The organism is Micromonospora sp. CNZ299 (assembly GCF_002754415.1).
Window position 1 is genome coordinate 7,094,434 of sequence record NZ_PEFG01000001.1, and the last position, 17,994, is coordinate 7,112,427.

Consider the following 17,994-nt stretch of genomic DNA (forward strand, 5'->3'; position numbering starts at 1 on the left):
GGGGCTCACTGGGTCACCGTGCCGAGGACCGTGCCGTCGGGAGCGGCCACGTGGATCGGTGCGTCCACCGTGAGGTCACGCACCGCCGCATGACCGGCGCCGTCCAGCGTCGACGCCTCGGTCACCACCGCCGCGGCCTCCAGCCGGCTCGCCCCGGCAGCCACGGCGGACGCGACCGCCAACTGCAACGCGGTGAGGGTCAACGAGGGCAGCGCGACACTGGCCGCCGCGTACGTCCGACCGTCCTGATCCCGGACCGCGGCGCCCTCCACGGCGCCGACCCGTCCGCGGGCTCCCCGGGCCAGGACGACGAGCTTGCCGTCCTCGGCGCTGAGCGTCGCCGACTCGGTGGGGGCGGGTCGGGCGGCGGGCGCGGCGGGTGTGTCAGGCATCGGCAGCTTGCCTCTCGTCATCTCGGTAGTTGTCCGTGTCGTCCCCGGGGCCGGCGTGGTCGCCACGCCCCGCGGTGTCCTGTTCGTGGCCCGACTCCACCCGGCTGACCAGGACGGTGTCGATCCGGTTGCGCCGGCCGGTGGTGCCCTCGGCGACCAGCCGGAGGCCGGCGACCTCCGCCTCCGCACCGGGGATCGGCACCCGCCCCAGCGACTGGGCGAGCAGGCCACCGACCGTCTCCACCTCGTCGGTGGGCAGATCGGTGTCGAACATCTCGCCCAGGTTCTCCACCGGCAGGCGGGCGGTCACCCGCACCGTGGAGTCCGCCAGACGTTCGACGGGCGGGCGTTCGACATCGTACTCGTCGGTGATCTCACCGACGATTTCCTCCAGGATGTCCTCGATGGTGACCAGACCGCCGGTGCCGCCGTACTCGTCGACGACGATGACCAGGTGGTTGCGGGCCGCCTGCATCTCCGACAGCAGGTCGTCGACCGGCTTGGACTCCGGCACGAAGGTCGCCGGGCGCATCAGCTCGGCCACCGGCAACTGCTCGGCCTCCGGGTCACCGCCCCGGGAGCGCCGGATCAGGTCCTTGAGGTAGAGCACACCCAGCACGTCGTCGACGCTCTCGCCGATCACCGGGATGCGGGAGAAACCGGAACGCAGGAAGAGCGCCAGCGCCTGCGCGAGCGTCTTGCCCTCCTCGATCCACACCATCTCCGTACGCGGGACCATCACCTCGCGGGCGATGGTGTCGCCGAGGGCGAAAACTGAGTGGATCATCTGGCGCTCGCCGTGCTCGACCACGCCGCGTTGCTCGGCCAGGTCGACCAGCTCCCGCAACTCCACCTGGGTGGCGAACGGCCCCTCACGGAAGCCGCGCCCCGGGGTGACCGCGTTGCCGATCAGGATCAGCAACGACGCGAGCGGGTTGAGCGCCCGGCCCAGCCAGCGGACCATCGGCGCCACCGCACGACCCACGGCGTAGGCGTGCTGCCGGCCGATGGTGCGCGGCGCGACGCCGACCACCACGAAGCTGACCACGGTCATCGCGCCGGCGGTCACCAGCGCGGCCCGCCAGCCGGCACCGAAGCTGTCCACCGCGACAAGCGCCACCAGCGTGGTGGCGGTCAACTCGGCGAGCAGCCGCAACAGCAGGAGCAGGTTGAGGTGCCGGACGACGTCGCCGGCGACGACCTGGAGGGTGCGGGCGCCGCGCACACCGTCACGGGCCAGCTCGGCGGCCCGGGCCGGCGAGACCGCCGCGAGAGCCGCCTCGGTCATCGCGATCAGACCGGCCAGCACCACCAGGCCGGCCGCAAAGACGATCAGCTGCAGGTCAGGAAGGCCGGCGGTGGCACCGGCCGCAAGTAACGGAGAAGTGGACATCACTGGGTGCGGGTCGACCGCCAGCTGGCCAGCAGTCGGGCCTGGAGCGCGAACATCTCCCGCTCCTCCTCCGGCTCGGCGTGGTCGTAGCCGAGCAGGTGCAGCACCCCGTGCACGGTGAGCAGGTGCAGCTCGTCGGCCGGCGCGTGCCCGGCGGTCGCCGCCTGCTTGGCCGCGACCTCCGGGCACAGCACGATGTCGCCGAGCAGGGCGGGCTCGCCGCCGGCCGGCGCGGACTCACCGGGGCCGTGGTCGACGCTGCCCTCGTCCATGGGGAAGGCGAGCACGTCGGTCGGGCCTTCGCCACCCATCCAGCGGTGGTTCAGCTCGGTCATGTAGTCGATGTCGACCAACAGCACGGACAACTCGGCGAGGGGGTTGACCCCCATCTCGTCGAGGGCGTGCCGGGCGACGGCGAGCACGGCGTCAGTGTCGACGTCGACACCGGACTCGTTGGCGATCTCGATGGACAACTGCTTTCCTCTGCTTTAGCGGCGACGGCCGGCCCGGCCGCCCTGGGCGGGTCGCCCGGGCACGGCGTGGACGCCCTGCGCCTGCTGGTTCTCCCGCTCGGCGTCCCAGCGGGCGTACGCGTCGACGATCTCCCCGACCAGACGGTGGCGGACCACGTCGGTGCTGGACAACTGGGCGAAGTGCACGTCGTCGACGTTTCCCAGGATCTCCCGGACGACCCGCAGGCCGCTGCTCGTCCCGCCGGGAAGGTCCACCTGGGTGACGTCACCGGTCACGACGATCTTGGAGTTGAAGCCGAGTCGGGTGAGGAACATCTTCATCTGCTCGGGCGTCGTGTTCTGCGCCTCGTCCAGGATGATGAACGCGTCACTCAGCGTCCGGCCCCGCATGTATGCCAGAGGCGCGACCTCGATCGTGCCCGCGGCCATCAGCTTGGGGATCGTCTCCGGGTCGAGCATCTCGTGCAGCGCGTCGTAGAGCGGGCGCAGGTACGGGTCGATCTTCTCGTTGAGCGTGCCGGGCAGGAAGCCCAGTCGCTCACCCGCCTCCACCGCCGGCCGGGTCAGGATGATCCGGTTGACCTGCTTGGCCTGCAACGCCTGGACGGCTTTCGCCATCGCCAGGTAGGTCTTGCCGGTGCCGGCCGGGCCGATGCCGAAGACGATGGTGTTCGAGTCGATCGCGTCGACGTAGCGCTTCTGTCCGAGCGTCTTGGGGCGGATGGTGCGCCCGCGACGGGAGAGGATGTTGAGCGTCAGAACCTCGGCGGGCCGCTCGGCGGTGCCCTGCTCGAGCATGCCGACGGTACGCCGGACGGCGTCAGTGGTCAGGGTCTCGCCTTTCTCGATGAGTTCGAGCAGCTCACTGAAGACGCGCTCGGCGAGGGCGTTGTCCGCGGGCTCACCGGTGATGGTGATCTCATTGCCGCGAACGTGCACGTCACTGGCGACCGAGCGTTCGACGAGTCGGAGGATCTCGTCGCCTGCGCCGAGCAGATTGACCATGATCTTCGAGTCGGGCACGGTGATCCTGGTCTGCACCCGGGGCGGGCCGGGAGGTGGGGTGCCGGTCATAGGTCGGGCCCGGAGGGCCCTGCGCCACCTGCTCTCGATCTCGGCGCCGGCCTGCTGGCCTGGCGTGCGGACGTTACACCCATCGTATCCGTTCAACGCGGGCCGCATCGCGCCCATTTCCGCTGGCCGCGATCAACTGCCGGCCCGGAAGTCGTACCCCTCGAAGGTCTCCTGGTGGCGGGTGAACCGGTACGTCGCCCAGTGCATCCGGACCACCGCCCCGGCCTCGTCCCGGGTCAGCCGCAGCAGCTCACCGGCCTCCCGACCGGAGGCGGTGCGGAACACGTCCGGCTGGTCCGGCAGGGGCGTGAAGATCGCCGGCGGGCGTCCGGCGGCGTCACCGGCCCCGCTCGCCCGCAGGGCACCGTCGCGCCAGGAGAACACGTACTCGAAACCCTCCCCCCACCAGCGACCGAGCACGCCCCGCAGGGCCGCCGGGGCGGGTGCCCCCGGTCGCCATGGCTCGATCTCAGCCGGGTCGTGCTCGACCGCCGCGGCGAGCAGCCGGTGCGGCAGGTCGAACAGTTCGGCCGCCGTGCCGGACGAGCCGAGCACCGCGGCACCCATCGCGCCAGCCGTGCCGTCGCCGCCCCGCCGGCCGTACACCCCGGCGAGGAAACCGGGCATGGCCCCGTCGTGCCCCACGTGCATCACCCGCTCCCCCTGCGGGACGAGGATCAGGCCGAGTCCGAAGCCCGCGCCCCAGAGCGTCTCGTCGGTGGTGGTCAGCGGCCAGCGCATCTCGTCCAGGGTGGTGGGGGCGAGCACCGTGCCGGTCGGGTCCAGTGCCGCAGGGTCGGCCAGGAACGCCGCCCAGCGCGCCATGTCGGTCGCGGTGCTCCAGAGCTGGGCGGCCGGGCCGACCGCGCCGAAGTCGGTCGGCGGCTCCGGGTGCGCCTCGTCGGAGTACGCGTCGACCAGGAAGCCGGTGGCCGCCGTCGGCCGAGGGGTCACCGTGGTGTCGGTCAGTCCCAGCGGCGTGAGGATCCGCTCGGTGAGCACCTGCGCCCAGCTCTCGCCGCGCAGCCGGGCGACCAGTTGACCGAGCACGGCCAGGCCCAGGTTGGAGTAGTGGAACCGGCGGGCCGTCGGCAGCACCCGCTCGGCCCGGTCCAGCTCTGCCACCAACTGGTCGGCGTCCGGTGCGCGCAGGCTGTCCCAGACGTCGCCGAACGGCTCGCGTTGCAGGCCAGCGGTGTGCGACAGCAGCCGGCGCACGGTCAGCTCGCCATGTGCGGGAAGGTCCAGGTGCCGGCCCACCGGGTCGTCCAGGTCCAGCAGCCCGTCGTCGCGACACTGGAGGGTGAGGGCCGCGGTGAAGGTCTTGGTGACCGAGCCGATCCGGAACTGGGTGCCCGGCCCCAGCGGGCTGTCGGTGCCGGTCTCGCCGACGGTGCAGCTCCAGAGCGGGCGGTCGGCCCGGTGCAGCGCCGCCGACACCGCCGGCACCCGGGCGTCGGCCTGCACCCGCCGGACCAACCGACCCAGGCGCTCATCCACCCGGCCGTCCGGCGCCGGACCTGCGCTCACGTCAGGTCCCGGGCGAGCATCGGGCCGAGCGGCGCGCCACCGAGCAGATGTGCGTGCACGTGGAACACCTCCTGACCGCCGTACGCGCCGGTGTTGAACATCAACCGGAAGCCGTCGCCGAGCAGGCCCTCGTCCTCCGCCACCGCGGCGGACGTCGCCAGCACGTCGGCGGCCAGCGCAGGGTCACCCTGGGCGAGCGTGGCGACGTCGGCGTAGTGCTCCTTCGGAATGACCAGGACGTGCACCGGCGCCTTCGGGTCGATGTCGCGGAAGGCGAGCGTGGTGTCGGTCTCCCGGACCACGGTGGCCGGGATCTCCCCGGCGACGATGCGGCAGAACAGGCAGTCGGATCCCATCGGGGCAGTGTAAGGACTAACGGGCCGAGGGCGCCCCGGCGCAGCATGCGCCGGCCTGTTCGCAGGAGAGACCGGCTGAGGCAGGATGGCCGGCATGAAGGATCGGGCGGTACTCGTGACGGGGGCCTCGCGCGGCATCGGCCGTGCGGTGGCGACGGCGTTCGCGGTCGGTGGCGACCGGGTGGCGATCCACCACCGCGACTCGGCCGACGCGGCCGAACAGCTGCGCGCGCAGTTGCCCGGCACCGGGCACGTGGTGGTCCGCGCGGACCTCACCGACCCGGACGCCGTCCGGACCATGGTCGACCGGGCCGCCGAGCTGCTCGGCGGGTTGGACGTGCTGGTCAACAACGCCGGGACGTACGGCGACCGGGACGAGCCGCACCCGATCTTCGGCACCTCCTACGAGCAGTGGCAGCAGCGCTGGCAGCGGGTGGTGGAAACCAACCTCACCGGTGCCGGCAACGTCACCTGGTGCGCCGCCCAGCACATGCGCGAACGCGGTGGGCGGATCGTCAACGTCTCGTCCCGTGGCGCGTTCCGGGGCGAGCCGGACCAGCCCGCGTACGGCGCCAGCAAGGCGGGTCTGAACGCGCTGGGTCAGTCGCTCGCCGTGGCGCTCGCGCCGTACGGCATCACTGTCGCCACCGTCGCGCCGGGTTTCGTGGCGACCGACATGACCACCGAGCACCTGCGCGGCGAGCACGGTGCGGCGATCCGGGCGCAGAGCCCGTTCGACCGGGTGGCCGAGCCGGAGGAGATCGCGGCCGCGGTGCACTGGCTGGCCTCGCCGCAGGCCGAGTGGGCCTCCGGCACGATCGTCGACCTCAACGGCGCCTCCTACCTGCGCAGCTGACGGCGGAACAGCTGCCCACATCACCCGGCCAGGGGGTGGTTCTCGGCACGAGGGCGGGTAAGTCTCTGCGACATGGCCGACTCCGCGCTGCTGGACCTCACCGCCGACTACCAGGTGGCCGATGGCCACGACGACGACCCCGTCCTGCTCCGACCCGACGGGACGCCCGTCGAGACCTGGCGGGAGGACTACCCGTACGACGAACGGATGGACCGCGACGAGTACGACCGCGACAAGCGGCTGCTCCAGATCGAGCTGCTCAAGCTCCAGGACTGGATCAAGGAGTCCGGCGAGCGTCTGGTGATCGTCTTCGAGGGTCGGGACGCGGCCGGCAAGGGCGGCACCATCAAACGTTTCATGGAACACCTCAACCCGCGTGGGGCGTCGGTGGTGGCGCTCGCCAAGCCGGACGAGCGGGAGGCCGGCCAGTGGTACTTCCAGCGGTGGATGGCGCACCTGCCGGCGGCCGGTGAGATCGTGCTGTTCGACCGTTCCTGGTACAACAGGGCCGGCGTCGAGCGGGTGATGGGCTTCTGCTCCCGCAAGGAATACCTGGAGTTTCTGCGTCAGGCCCCGGAGCTGGAGCGGATGCTGGTGCGCTCGGGCATCCGGCTGGTCAAGTTCTGGTTCTCCGTCTCCCAGAACGAGCAGCGCACCCGGTTCGCGATCCGCCAGGTCGACCCGGTCCGGCAGTGGAAGCTCTCCCCGATGGACATCGCGTCGCTGGACCGGTGGGACGAGTACACGGAGGCCAAGGAGGCGATGTTCTTCTGGACCGACACCGCCGACGCGCCGTGGACGGTGGTGAAGAGCAACGACAAGAAGCGGGCCCGGCTGGAGGCGATCCGGCACGTGCTGCACCGCTTCGACTACGCGGGCAAGGACCCCGAGGTGGTCGGCACGCCCGACCCACAGATCATCGGGCCGGCCGGGCTGGACCTGACGCCGGAGGAAGAGGTGGTGCCGGTGTTCCCCCGCCCGTAAACGAGCCAGCAGCCGACGGGCTACCAGCGGCCGAGGCGGGTGGCGAGCACGCTGAGCGCCGCCACTCCGGCGGTCGACGTACGCAGCACCGCCGGCCCGAGCCGCACCGGCCGGCCGCCGGCCTCACGGAACGCGGTCAGCTCGGCCGGGGCGATGCCACCCTCGGGGCCGACCACCAGGACGATCTCACCGGTGGCGGGCAGCTCGGCGGTGGTGAGCCGCTCGTCGGCCTCCTCGTGCAGCACGAACCCGGCGGCGGCACCGGCGATCCGGCGGGCCACAGTGGCTGTCGACTCGTCCGGCGCACCGGCCACCACCGGCAGCCACGGCCGGCGGGCCTGCTTGGCCGCCTCCCGGGCGGTCGCCACCCACTTCTCCCGGGCCCGTACGCCCCGGTCACCCCGCCACTGGGCCACCGAGCGCGACGCCGCCCAGGGCACGATCTCGTCGACGCCGACCTCGGTCATCGCCTGCACGGCCAACTCGCCCCGGTCGCCCTTCGCGATGCCCTGCACGGTGACGATCCGGGGTACGGGCGCGTCCGCGTACCCCCGGGAGGTGATGGTGACCTCGAGGGTGCCCCGGCCGACGGCGGTGACCACGGCGGCGGCCGTGCCACCCCGGCCGTCGGCGAGCAGCAGCTCCTCGCCGACGCGCAGCCGCTGCACTGTGGCGGCGTGGTGCCCCTCGGGGCCGTCCAGGGTCAGCGCGTCGCCGGTGGGCAGCGCCTCGACCAGGAACAGCGGCGCGGACACCTCAGGCGTGCCCGTTGAACGCGTCGCGCATCCGGGAGAAGAAGCCGCCCTGCTTGGACAACTCGGCGACCTCCTCACCGCGGGTCTTGGCGAAGTCGCGCAGCATCTTTTCCTGGTCGGGGTCGAGCTTGGTCGGCGTCCGCACGTCCAGGTGCACGTAGAGGTCGCCTCGGCCGGTGCCGCGCAGGTGGGGTACGCCCCGGGCGCGCAGCCGCAGCGTGCTGGCCGGCTGGGTGCCGGCCTTGACGTCGACCGTCTCCTCGCTGTCCAGGGTCTTGATGGTGAGCCGGGTGCCCAGTGCCGCCGCGGTCATCGGCACGGTGACGCGGCAGTGCAGGTCGTCGCCCTTGCGGGAGTAGACGTCGTGCGGCCGCTCGTGGATCTCCACGTAGAGGTCGCCGGCGGTGCCGCCACCCGGGCCGACCTCACCCTGCTGGGCGAGCCGGATCCGCATGCCGTCCTCGACGCCGGCCGGGATCTTGACGGTCAGCGAGCGGCGGGTGCGCACCCGGCCGTCGCCGGCGCAGGTGGGGCAGGGGTGCGGGATGGTCGTGCCGTAGCCCTGGCACACGGTGCACGGCCGGGCGGAGACCACCTGGCCGAGGAAGGTGCGCTGCACCGACTGCACCTCGCCCCGCCCGGCACACGCCTCGCAGGTCGCCAGGTGGGTGCCGGCCGCCGTGCCGGCGCCGGAGCAGGTGGTGCACAGCACTGCGGTGTCGACGGTGATCGGGGCCTCGACGCCGAACGCCGTCTCGTGCAGGTCCAGTTCGAGGCGCAGGATCGCGTCGGCGCCCGGCCGGGTACGCGGACGCGGACCACGGGCACCGCCCGCGGCACCGCCGAAGAACGCGTCCATGATGTCCTGGAAACCGACGAACGGGCCGGCACCTCCGGGACCTCCGGGGCCTCCGGCACCGCCGCCGCCCGGGGCGAGCGGGTCGCCACCCAGGTCGACGATCTGCCGCTTCCGGTCGTCCGAGAGGACCTCGTACGCGGCGTTGATGTCCTTGAACTTCTCCTGAGCCTCCGGGTCCGGATTGACGTCCGGGTGGAACTGGCGCGCCAGCTTGCGGTAGGCGCGCTTGATCTCGTCATCGGAGGCTTCCCGGCTCACACCGAGAATGCCGTAGTAGTCCCTGGCCACTGCGTTCCGTGTCCTCATGTTCGTCTCGCGTTGTGCCGGTCGGCGGCCGCAGCCGGCCGCATCGGCCCTGACCAATCAGTTCTGGGCCAGCAACTCGCCCACGTAGCGTGCCACGGCGCGAACCGTGGCGATGTTGCCGGGGTAGTCCATCCGCGTGGGCCCCAGCACCCCCAGGCCGCCGACGATCGTGGCGCCCGGGCCGTAGCCGGTGCTGACCACGGAGGCGGCCCGCAGGTTGTCGAACTCGTTCTCGTCGCCGATCAGCACCCGGGTCGTGCTCGGCTCGGTTTCGCCGATGAGCTTGAGCAGGACGACCTCCTCCTCCAGCGCCTCGAGGATCGGTCGCAGGGAACCCTGGAAGTCGAGCAGGCCACCCCGGGTGAGGTTGGCGGTGCCGGCCAGGGCGATGCGTTCCTCGTGCCGCTCGACCAGGGTCTCCAGCAGCACAGTGGCGAGCGTGGTCATGGCCGGACGCAGCTTGGGCGACGACTCCTCGACCAGCGCCTGCACCAGCGGCGGCGTGTCGGACAGCCGGGCGCCGGCGAGCTTCTCGTTGACCAGTCGGCGCAGGTCGGTGACGTCGTCGGCGGGCACCGGACCGGGCAGCTCCACCAGACGCTGCTCCACCCGCCCGGTGTCCGCGATCATGACGACCATCAGTCGGGTGGTGGAGATCGGCACCAGCTCCAGGTGACGCACCGAGGAGCGGGCCAGGCTCGGGTACTGCACGACGGCGACCTGCCGGGTGAGCTGGGCGAGCAGGCGCACGGTGCGGTGCACCACGTCGTCGAGGTCGACCGCGCCGACCAGGAAGCGCTCGATGGCCCGGCGTTCGGCCGGGCTGAGCGGCTTGACCCGGGACAACCTGTCGACGAAGAGTCGGTAGCCGCGGTCGGTGGGCACCCGGCCGGCACTGGTGTGCGGCTGCCGGATGTAGCCCTCCTCCTCCAGCACGGCCATGTCGTTGCGGACCGTGGCCGGGGAGACCCCGAGCTGGTGCCGCTCGACCAGCGCCTTGCTGCCAACCGGCTCCTGGGTGGAGACGTAGTCTTCGACGATGGCGCGGAGCACGGCGAGTTTCCGGTCGTCGAGACCCATCCTCCGCACCTCCTGTCGCACGTCGGCCGCCGGCGTCCTCGGCCGGCCGGGCTGTCCTGGCACTCGACTGTAACGAGTGCCAGTCTACGTCGGCGTGCCCGCCAGCGCGATGATCAACGGCTGTCCGTCAGTGCGGCCCGCGCCACCCCGCCGGGCCGATCGACCCTCACCGCCGGGCGGTGTCGCGCTGGTGCCGCGTTGCCACGTGCCCCTACGGTGGCATCCATGACTGAACCTCCTCGCCCTCCCGGCGCGGGTGACCCCGGTAACTACCCGCCGGAGCCGCCCACCGCACCACTGTCCGGGGCACCCGGCCCGGGCGGCTATCCCCCGCCCGGTGGCTATCCGCCGCCCACCGGTGACCAACCGCCGTCAGGCGGCTACCCTCCGGCGGGTGGCTATCCCCCGCCTGGCGGCTATCCCCCACCCGGTGGCGGCTACCCGACCGGCGGCGCCTACGGCGGCCCTGGCGGCTTCGCCAACAACGAGGACAAGACCTGGGCGCTGGTCGCCCACTTCGGCGGCGCCGTCGGCATGATCGTCAGCGGCGGTGTGCTCGGCTGGATCGCCCCGCTGGTGGCGATGCTGGCACGTGGCAGCCAGTCCCCGACGGTGCGGGCGCACGCCGTGGCGGCGCTCAACTTCCAGCTCATCTGGTCGATCGTCGGCCTGGTCGGCTGGGTGTTGACCTGCATCCTGATCGGCTTCATCGGGGTCGGCGCAGCCGTCATCCTCGGTCTCGTGTTCGGCATCATCGCCGGAATCAAGGCCAACGAGGGGCAGCTCTACCGCTACCCGCTCTCCGCGAACTTCATCAAGTGATGCCGGGTCGGCCGCTCCCCCGGCCGGCCCGCACCACCGGAACGGCCCGCCCACTCAGGGCAGCAGGTCACGCACGACCGCGTCGGCGAGCAGCCGCCCGCGCAGGGTGAGCACCGCCCGGCCGGCCGCGTACTCGTCGGCGGCCAGCAGACCGTCGGCCAGGGCCCGCTCGGCGCCCGCCCGGCCGGTGGCATCGAGCACCGCCAACGGGAGGCCGCTGGCGAGGCGCAGCCGGAGCATCACGTCCTCCATGTGCGCCTCGTCGCCGGTGAGCACCTCCCGGGCCAGGCCAGGTGACGCGCCCGCCGCCAACCGCTGGGCGTACGCAGTGGGGTGTTTGACGTTCCACCAGCGCACCCCGCCGACGTGGCTGTGCGCCCCCGGCCCCAGCCCCCACCAGTCCGCGCCGGTCCAGTAGAGCAGGTTGTGCCGGCAGCGGGCGTCGTCGGTGCGCGCCCAGTTGGAGACCTCGTACCAGGAGAGCCCGGCGGCGTCGAGCGCGGCCTCCGCGGCCAGGTAGCGGTCCGCGGCCACGTCGTCACTGGGGTACGCCAGTTCGCCGCGCCGCATCCGGGCGGCGAGCCGGGTGCCGTCCTCGACGATCAGGGCGTACGCGCTGACGTGGTCCACCCCGGCGGCGACGACCTGCTCCAGCGAGGCGGCGAAGTCCTCGGTGCGCTCACCCGGGGTGCCGTAGATCAGGTCCAGGTTGACGTGCTCGAACCCGGCGTCGCGTGCCTCCAGGGCGGCGGCGGTGGCCCGGCCGGCGCTGTGTTTGCGGTCCAGGATCGCCAGCACTCCCGGGGAGGCGGACTGCATGCCCAGCGAGATCCGGGTGTAGCCGGCGGCCCGCAGCAGCTTCAACGATTCCGGGGTGACCGATTCGGGGTTGGCCTCGGTGGTCACCTCGGCGTCGGCGGCCAGCCCCCAGGTGCGGTCGATGCCGTCGAGGATGCGGGCCAGGTCGTCGGCGGGGAGCAGGGTGGGCGTTCCACCGCCCACGAAGACGGTGTCGACCCGGGGCGGCGGGCTGTCGCCCAGCACCCGGGCGGCGAGCGCCAGCTCGGCCAGGACGGTGTCGGCGTACCCCTCGCGGCTCGCACCGCCGCCCAACTCGGACGCGGTGTAGGTGTTGAAGTCGCAGTAGCCGCAGCGGCTGGCGCAGAACGGCACGTGGACGTACACGCCGAAGCCGCGCGCGCCGACCGCCGTGGTGGCGGTGGCGGGCAGCGATCCGTCGACGGGGACGGTCTCACCATCTGGAAGGACGCCGGGCATGGCCACTAGTGTGCCCGGCATGACCTCTCCCGACGTCCTCGTGCGGGTCGCCACGGCCCACGGGGTGACCACCCTCACCCTGGACAGCCCGCACAACCGCAACGCGCTCTCCACCGGCCTCATGACCCAGCTGCTGGCGGGGTTGGGCGATGCGGTCGCCGACGAGACGGTTCGAGCGATAGTGCTCGACCACACCGGCCCGGTCTTCTGCTCGGGTGCCGACCTGAAGGAGACGGCCGCGGCGTACGCCAGCGGCACCGTGCCCGCCGCGATGCTGGGTGACGTGCTCGCGGCGATCTGGGACTGCCCGAAGCCGGTGCTGGCCCGGGTGGGCGGGCCGGCGCGGGCCGGCGGGCTGGGCCTGATCGCCGCCGCCGATCTGGCGGTCTGCGCCGATGAGGCGACGTTCGCGTTCACCGAGGTGCGGATCGGGGTGATCCCGGCGGTGATCTCGGCGACCGTGCTGCCCCGGCTGCACCCGCGCGCCGCCGCCGAGCTCTACCTGACCGGGGACACCTTCGACGGCCGACGGGCCGCCGAGATCGGCCTGGTCACGGCCTCGGTCCCGGCGGACGGGCTGGACGACGCGGTTCGGCGCTACTGCGACTCGCTGGTGCGCGGAGCGCCGGGTGCGCTGGCCGGGGCGAAGGAACTGCTGCGCCAGCCGGGCACCGCCGAACTGCGCGGTGACCTGGCCCGGCTGTCCGCCATCTCGACCGGCTATTTCCTCTCCGACGAGGGGCGCGAAGGGATCATGGCCTTCCGCGAGAAGCGACCGCCGGCCTGGGTGCCTGCTCCGGACGGTGGTTCCGGTGATCATGCCGGCTAGGACCGGGGCCGCCGGTGATCATGCCGGCTAGGACGCCGGAGCAGGGTGGACCGCAGGGCCATACGGGCAGGTGAGAGCGCGGCCGGAGCGGGAATGCCGCGATCGGAACGGGTCGGCAGAGCCGGCCTGGAACCGCGCGGACGACCCGGAGAGGCCCGTGGGGGACGTACGCTTGTCAGACTGTCGATCTGGGGGTGTGGGTGCGAACTCGGGCAACCGTGGCGGGTGGAGTGGTGCTCATCCTCGTCGCCGTGATCGCGATCTGGCTCGTCGTACGGCAGGTCGGTGACCGCCTCCAGTTGCCGCTGGCGGCCCGGAAGTGCACCGTGCAGGCCGACGGTCGGGTCGCGCTCGACGCCGACCAGATGGCCAACGCGGCGACCATCGCAGCCATCGGGGCACAGCGCGGGATGTCCGAGCGGGCCGTGGTGGTCGCGCTGGCCACTGCGTACCAGGAGTCCGGGCTGCGCAACCTCGCTGACGGCGACCGGGACTCGGTCGGCCTGTTCCAGCAGCGGCCGAGCCAGGGCTGGGGCACCCCGGCCCAGATCAGGGACCCGCGCTACGCGGCCAACCGGTTCTACGCGGCGCTCAAAAAGGTGCGCGGCTGGGAGAAGATGCGCGTCACCGACGCCGCCCAGCGGGTGCAGCGCTCGGCCTTCCCGGAGGCCTACCAGAAGTGGGCCGACGACTCCGAGGTGCTCAGCCGAGCGCTGATGGGCGACGCGACCGGCGCGGTCGCCTGCACCGTCGGGCGTACCCCGGTGATGCACGGCGCGGCGGCGGCCACGCAGCTGACCCGCAACCTGGTGCTGGACTGGGGGCTGAAGGGCACCGACCCGACCGACCCCACCGGCTTGGCGGTGACGCCGGACGACCAGCGCGACGGCTGGCGGTACGCGCACTGGCTGGTTTCCCACGCCCAGGACCACGGCGTGAAGCGCGTCCGTTTCGGCGACCTGGAGTGGACCGCCCGGGCCGGCACCTGGGGCCGGGCGGACGGCGAGCAGAGCCCCGCCGGCCAGGTGGTGGCAGAGGTGTTCAACGAGGGTTGACCGACCCGGATCTCTTAACCGGCAGTCACCGCACAATCGGACAAGTCTCTGCAAACACCTCTATTGATCACAGTCAAATCACTCTCCGCAGTCCTCTCGCTGCACGGGGTCCCCCTGTGGCCCACCAGCCCCACACGCCGTCCCCGGGCCCAGATCCGTCGCGTTACGATCGGCGGCCTGTGCCAGAAAAGGTTTCACCTCATGGGGAGGGGTACGACGCGGTGTTCGATTACGGCGACCGGACCGGTTACGAACCGATCAGCGACACTGACCGCAAGGAGTTCCACGAGCAGGGCTTCCTCCTGCTGCGCAACGTCCTGACGGAGGACCACCGGGCGGCGCTGGAGGCGGCGGTCGACCGCGTCTACGCGGAGGAGCAGGCGAAGGGCACCACCAAGAAGGACGGCACCCTGCACCTGCTGGGCTTCCTGGAGCGCGACGAGCTCTTCGGCGAGCTGCTGACCCACCCGATCGCCTTCCCGTACATGTGGGGGCTGGCCGGCTGGAACATCTACACGCACCACAACCACCTGGACGTCACCCCGCCGGCCGCCGAGCCGGAGAAGCCGTACTGGGGTTGGCACCAGGACGGGTACCGGCAGAACTCCGACCCGGAAACGATGGACCCGAACCTGCCCCGGCCGATGTTCTCGCTGAAGGTCGCGTACGTGCTGTCGGACCTCTCCGAGACCGGCCGCGGCGCCACCAAGGTCATCCCGGGCAGCCACCTGAAGAACTCGCTGCCCCGGCCGGCGGACCTCACCGTGCAGAACCCCGACCCGGAGGGCACGGTGGAGATCACCGCCAACCCGGGCGACGCCTTCATCTTCGACCGTCGGCAGTGGCACTCGCGGTCGACGAACCTGTCGACCGTCACCCGCAAGATGCTCTTCGTCGGTTACACCTACCGGTGGATCCGTCCGCTGGACGAGCTGCACCCCGACGTGAACGGCGAGTGGTACCGCAACCGCACTCCCGTGCAGCGCCAGCTGATCGGTGAGGGCACCCACACCGCCAACTACTGGGGCATCAACTGGGACGGGTACGTCGACGACGAGATCCCGCTGCGCAAGGAGCTCAAGGAGCGCGGTCTGCTCGACCGCAACATCCCCTGGCTCCGCTGATCCGAGAACAGAACGGCTGGCGACGGCCGGGCCGCAGGGATTGTCCCCTGCCGCCCGGCCGTCGCCGTCGGGGTCGGCGTCGCTCGGGCCGGCGCCGCGCCCGGGTCGGTCAGGTGATGTCGCGACGCATCGGGACGAGCACGGCGACAGCCGAGGCGGTCAGCGCGTACGCCGTGAGCAGGAGGGCACCGGCCGCCGGTGGGAGCAGGTGGACGGCCTCGCTGCCGAGCTCTGCGGACATCGCGTCGGCGAGGTAGGTGAAGTCGGTGAGCGCGGCGGTGGCTCCGCCCGGCAGGATCGGGTAGAGCGTGTTGACACCGGGGATCATCATGAGCACCGGCTCCCCCACGTACAGATAGCCGGTCACGACACACAGCGCCGCGATCTGGTGGTGGACGAGGGCACCCACCCCCGCCCCGAGGAGCAGGTAGACCGCCATCGCGGCGGCGATGCGGCCCAGCAGCGCCAGCACGGTGGTGACCGGCAGACCGAGTGAGACGCCGCGGGCGGCGGCGACAGCGAACAGCGCCACCGCGGCAGTGCCCGCGAGGACGAGCCCGTAGGCGAGGCCGAAGACCGCGTAGGTGGCGAGTTTCGCGGCGAGCACCCGCCCACGGCGCGGCGCGAACAGGAACGTGACGGCGGCGGTGCGGTGTCGATACTCGGATGTGACGGCGAAGGCCCCGGCGGCTGCCGGCACGAACGCGGTGTAGCCGAGGATGCCGAGGATCGCGCGGAGGCCGGCCTCGGTGTCCAGGCCCGGCATCGGGGGGTCGAAATTCTCCGGGCCCGCCAGCGCCATGGCGCCGAACAGGCCGCCACCCAGCACCGCGGCGGTGAGGAGCAGTCCACCCCACATACGGGTGGCCAGCAACCGACGGAACTCCGCTCTGATCACCAGGTTCATCGGGTGGCCGCCTCGTCCCTGGTGAGCTGGAGAAACAGGTGTTCCAGGCTGGTGCTCTCGACCACCAACTCGTGCACCCGCAGGTGGCGGGCTGCGGCACGCTCGGCGATGCCCGGCGCGTCCAGCCCACGCACCCGCAGCCGGTCGGGCCCGATGGCTTCGACGTCCGGGACGGCGCCGCCATCGGTGGGGCCCGCCGTCAGTACGGCCGCGAGAGCGTCGGCGTCGGGTGAGGTGACCAGCACTGCAAGCGGGCCGGCGAGCCGGGAGCATGGCCCGGCGGCGACGAGTTCGCCGCGACGGATCACCACGACGTCGTCCACGAGCTGCTGGATCTCGCCGAGCGCGTGACTGGAGATCAGGACGGTGCGACCCCGGTCGGCCAACTCGCGCAGGAAACCGCGCAGCCACGACATGCCCTCCGGGTCCAGGCCGTTGCCGGGTTCGTCCAGGAGCAGTACGCGGGGGTCGCCGAGCAGCGCGGTGGCGAGGTTGAGCCGCTGGAGCATGCCTGTGGAGAAGCCGCGAGTCCGGCGATCGGCGGCCCCGGTGAGGCCGAGCAGGTCGAGCAGGTCGGTGACCCGGCTGTCCGGATGTCCGCCCATCGCGGCGTACACACGCAGGTGGTCGCGAGCGGTGTGGCCGGGGTGGAACGCGGTGGCGCCGAACACCGCACCGACGGTGCGCGACGGCCGAGCCAGTCGGCGGTACGGCTGCCCGCCGATCGTTGCGGTGCCGCTGGTGGGCGTCACCAGCCCGGTCATCATGCGCATGGTGGTGGTCTTGCCGGCGCCGTTCGGGCCGAGGAAGCCGGTGACCACACCGGGTTCCACGGTGAAGCTCAGATCCCGCACGGCGGTGACGTCGCCGAAGCGCTTGGTCAGGCGCGACACCTCGATGGGGAGCCCGTCGCCGGTCATCGGCGGGCCGCCAGCGCACTCTTGATCGTGGCAACGAGGCCGGGTGCCGCTGGGCTGGAGAGCACCACCTCGTCGAACTCAGCGCCGCCCGCCGACCGGTCCAGGACGAGGTGCACCCCGGGCTCCGCCCGGCGGGCCGCCACGAGCTGTCGTGGGCCGCCGAACACGCCCCAGACACCGATCTTGGCGAAGCCGGACACCGCGTACCCCCGGCGGGCGCCACGGGCCAGCCGGAGCGGATGCTCCTCCAGGTCGACCCGCCGCACCGCTGTGAGAGGCAGCGCGAGCTGATCCCGCCCCGTCCACACCCGCTCCCATCCGGTGAACCGAATGTCGATCACGTCTTTGGTCACCATGACCGATGCCATCAGCCGTTCCCCTTCGTTGGTTCGGAATCGTCAGCCGGCGCCGGACGATCTGCCGTCGGCGGGTCGGTCGGCAGCAGAACGGTCGCCAGCAGGCGGCTTGTTCGTCCGTTGCCGGGCTTGTTGGCCAGCAGTGGACCGACCAGCGCGTTGAGACCTGCGGCGAACTCGCCCAACTCGGCGTCGGTCAGGTGCAGCACGAGTTGCTGGTAGCCCACCCCGTCGGCGACGAAGTCGATCCGTTCCCGGGCGAGGTAGCGGGAGAACTCCGACAGAAGACTCGACACGAACGCCGTGAAGTAGCGAGCGTGGTCCTCCGGCGTGGCAGTGGCCAGGCTCGTGGGGTCGAGCGTCGCGCCCTGCGCGGGAAGCGCGTACACCCGCTCGACGGCACCGCGTATCTTGCGCTCCTCGACCACCTCGAGCAGCCCCGCCTTGGCCAGGATCACCAACTGCCGGTACATGGTGGCCTGCGGGACGTCGGGCAGCAGCTCGATCAGCGCCTGGGTGGTCAGGCGTGTGCCCGCGACCGCGCGCAGGATCCGGATCCGCACGGGGTGCAGCGCCAGATCGGCCCAGCGTTCTTTCGACATCTCCACGGCACAAACATTATCACTATTGATAGTGAGAACGTTA

Annotated in this window: 20 protein-coding genes; 6 read left to right on the forward strand and 14 right to left on the reverse strand. The window is 72.0% G+C overall.

The genetic code is table 11. The annotated features are described in order from the left end of the window. Window positions 1–5: 5 nt before the first annotated feature. The 6 genes from CLT68_RS32100 to CLT68_RS32125 all read right to left on the reverse strand — a co-directional run bounded on the left by CLT68_RS32100 (window position 6) and on the right by CLT68_RS32125 (window position 5,218). Entirely contained in the window at window positions 6–392 is a 387-nt protein-coding gene (locus CLT68_RS32100; protein WP_088949687.1) for a cytidine deaminase, read from the reverse strand. Next, window positions 385–1,809 (reverse strand): hemolysin family protein, encoded by a 1,425-nt coding sequence (locus CLT68_RS32105; protein ID WP_099857890.1) that lies wholly within the window; start codon window positions 1,807–1,809, stop codon window positions 385–387. The genes CLT68_RS32100 and CLT68_RS32105 overlap by 8 nt, the downstream gene beginning before the upstream one ends. Continuing rightward, window positions 1,785–2,258, reverse strand: coding sequence for an rRNA maturation RNase YbeY (gene ybeY, locus CLT68_RS32110; RefSeq protein WP_088949688.1), 474 nt, complete (start codon window positions 2,256–2,258; stop codon window positions 1,785–1,787). The genes CLT68_RS32105 and ybeY overlap by 25 nt, the downstream gene beginning before the upstream one ends. A 15-nt stretch (window positions 2,259–2,273) precedes the next feature. Next, the gene (locus CLT68_RS32115) at window positions 2,274–3,332 is read right to left on the reverse strand and encodes a PhoH family protein (protein ID WP_088949689.1); all 1,059 of its coding nucleotides are present in this window, start codon (window positions 3,330–3,332) and stop codon (window positions 2,274–2,276) included. Window positions 3,333–3,464: 132 nt separating this feature from the next. Further along, window positions 3,465–4,862 (reverse strand): serine hydrolase domain-containing protein, encoded by a 1,398-nt coding sequence (locus CLT68_RS32120; RefSeq protein ID WP_486482401.1) that lies wholly within the window; start codon window positions 4,860–4,862, stop codon window positions 3,465–3,467. Then, window positions 4,859–5,218, reverse strand: coding sequence for a histidine triad nucleotide-binding protein (locus CLT68_RS32125; RefSeq protein ID WP_088949690.1), 360 nt, complete (start codon window positions 5,216–5,218; stop codon window positions 4,859–4,861). Before CLT68_RS32125 ends, CLT68_RS32120 begins: the two co-directional genes overlap by 4 nt. A gap of 94 nt (window positions 5,219–5,312) precedes the next feature. Between CLT68_RS32125 and CLT68_RS32130 the strand changes: the two genes are divergently transcribed. Continuing rightward, entirely contained in the window at window positions 5,313–6,074 is a 762-nt protein-coding gene (locus CLT68_RS32130; RefSeq protein ID WP_099856548.1) for an SDR family oxidoreductase, read from the forward strand. 72 nt (window positions 6,075–6,146) lie between these two features. Next, window positions 6,147–7,058: a polyphosphate kinase 2 gene (gene ppk2 / locus CLT68_RS32135; RefSeq protein ID WP_099856550.1), complete on the forward strand. Its 912-nt coding sequence runs from the start codon at window positions 6,147–6,149 to the stop codon at window positions 7,056–7,058. A gap of 20 nt (window positions 7,059–7,078) precedes the next feature. Here the strand turns inward: ppk2 and CLT68_RS32140 are convergent, their stop codons facing one another. The 3 genes from CLT68_RS32140 to hrcA form a co-directional block, all read right to left on the reverse strand. After that, window positions 7,079–7,813 carry a 16S rRNA (uracil(1498)-N(3))-methyltransferase gene (locus tag CLT68_RS32140; RefSeq protein WP_099856552.1) on the reverse strand — a complete coding sequence of 245 codons (735 nt, stop codon included), beginning with the start codon at window positions 7,811–7,813 and terminating at the stop codon, window positions 7,079–7,081. Between the two features lies 1 nt (window position 7,814). Continuing rightward, on the reverse strand, window positions 7,815–8,960 hold the full coding sequence (gene dnaJ, locus CLT68_RS32145; RefSeq protein ID WP_172862226.1) for a molecular chaperone DnaJ: 1,146 nt from the start codon (window positions 8,958–8,960) through the stop codon (window positions 7,815–7,817). Between the two features lie 75 nt (window positions 8,961–9,035). After that, window positions 9,036–10,058 carry a heat-inducible transcriptional repressor HrcA gene (gene hrcA / locus CLT68_RS32150; protein WP_088949695.1) on the reverse strand — a complete coding sequence of 341 codons (1,023 nt, stop codon included), beginning with the start codon at window positions 10,056–10,058 and terminating at the stop codon, window positions 9,036–9,038. Between the two features lie 225 nt (window positions 10,059–10,283). Here hrcA and CLT68_RS32155 point away from each other — a divergent pair, with 225 nt between their 5' ends. Next, a complete protein-coding gene (locus tag CLT68_RS32155) occupies window positions 10,284–10,880 on the forward strand; it encodes a DUF4870 domain-containing protein (RefSeq protein WP_099856554.1) in 597 nt (198 codons plus the stop codon). Window positions 10,881–10,934: 54 nt separating this feature from the next. Here CLT68_RS32155 and hemW read toward each other — a convergent pair whose 3' ends face one another. Then, complete coding sequence (gene hemW / locus CLT68_RS32160) at window positions 10,935–12,158, reverse strand: radical SAM family heme chaperone HemW (RefSeq protein ID WP_172862089.1); 1,224 nt, start codon at window positions 12,156–12,158, stop codon at window positions 10,935–10,937. 19 nt (window positions 12,159–12,177) lie between these two features. On the opposite strand from hemW, the gene CLT68_RS32165 reads away from it, so the two are divergent. The 3 genes from CLT68_RS32165 (at window position 12,178) to CLT68_RS32175 (ending at window position 15,166) form a co-directional block, all read left to right on the forward strand. Further along, the gene (locus tag CLT68_RS32165; RefSeq protein WP_099857894.1) at window positions 12,178–12,987 is read left to right on the forward strand and encodes an enoyl-CoA hydratase-related protein; all 810 of its coding nucleotides are present in this window, start codon (window positions 12,178–12,180) and stop codon (window positions 12,985–12,987) included. Window positions 12,988–13,181: 194 nt separating this feature from the next. Beyond that, window positions 13,182–14,042, forward strand: coding sequence for a hypothetical protein (locus tag CLT68_RS32170; protein ID WP_099856556.1), 861 nt, complete (start codon window positions 13,182–13,184; stop codon window positions 14,040–14,042). A 221-nt stretch (window positions 14,043–14,263) separates the two neighbouring features. Beyond that, a complete protein-coding gene (locus tag CLT68_RS32175; RefSeq protein ID WP_088949700.1) occupies window positions 14,264–15,166 on the forward strand; it encodes a phytanoyl-CoA dioxygenase family protein in 903 nt (300 codons plus the stop codon). A 109-nt stretch (window positions 15,167–15,275) separates the two neighbouring features. Here CLT68_RS32175 and CLT68_RS32180 read toward each other — a convergent pair whose 3' ends face one another. The 4 genes from CLT68_RS32180 to CLT68_RS32195 are packed head-to-tail and all read right to left on the reverse strand — an operon-like array spanning window position 15,276 to window position 17,951. Continuing rightward, window positions 15,276–16,073 (reverse strand): ABC transporter permease, encoded by a 798-nt coding sequence (locus tag CLT68_RS32180; protein WP_099856557.1) that lies wholly within the window; start codon window positions 16,071–16,073, stop codon window positions 15,276–15,278. Next, window positions 16,070–16,993, reverse strand: a complete 924-nt coding sequence (locus CLT68_RS32185; protein ID WP_099856559.1) for an ATP-binding cassette domain-containing protein — start codon at window positions 16,991–16,993, stop codon at window positions 16,070–16,072. The genes CLT68_RS32180 and CLT68_RS32185 overlap by 4 nt, the downstream gene beginning before the upstream one ends. After that, complete coding sequence (locus tag CLT68_RS32190) at window positions 16,990–17,361, reverse strand: hypothetical protein (RefSeq protein ID WP_099856561.1); 372 nt, start codon at window positions 17,359–17,361, stop codon at window positions 16,990–16,992. The genes CLT68_RS32185 and CLT68_RS32190 overlap by 4 nt, the downstream gene beginning before the upstream one ends. After that, window positions 17,361–17,951 carry a helix-turn-helix domain-containing protein gene (locus CLT68_RS32195; RefSeq protein WP_099857896.1) on the reverse strand — a complete coding sequence of 197 codons (591 nt, stop codon included), beginning with the start codon at window positions 17,949–17,951 and terminating at the stop codon, window positions 17,361–17,363. The genes CLT68_RS32190 and CLT68_RS32195 overlap by 1 nt, the downstream gene beginning before the upstream one ends. Window positions 17,952–17,994 lie beyond the last annotated feature (43 nt).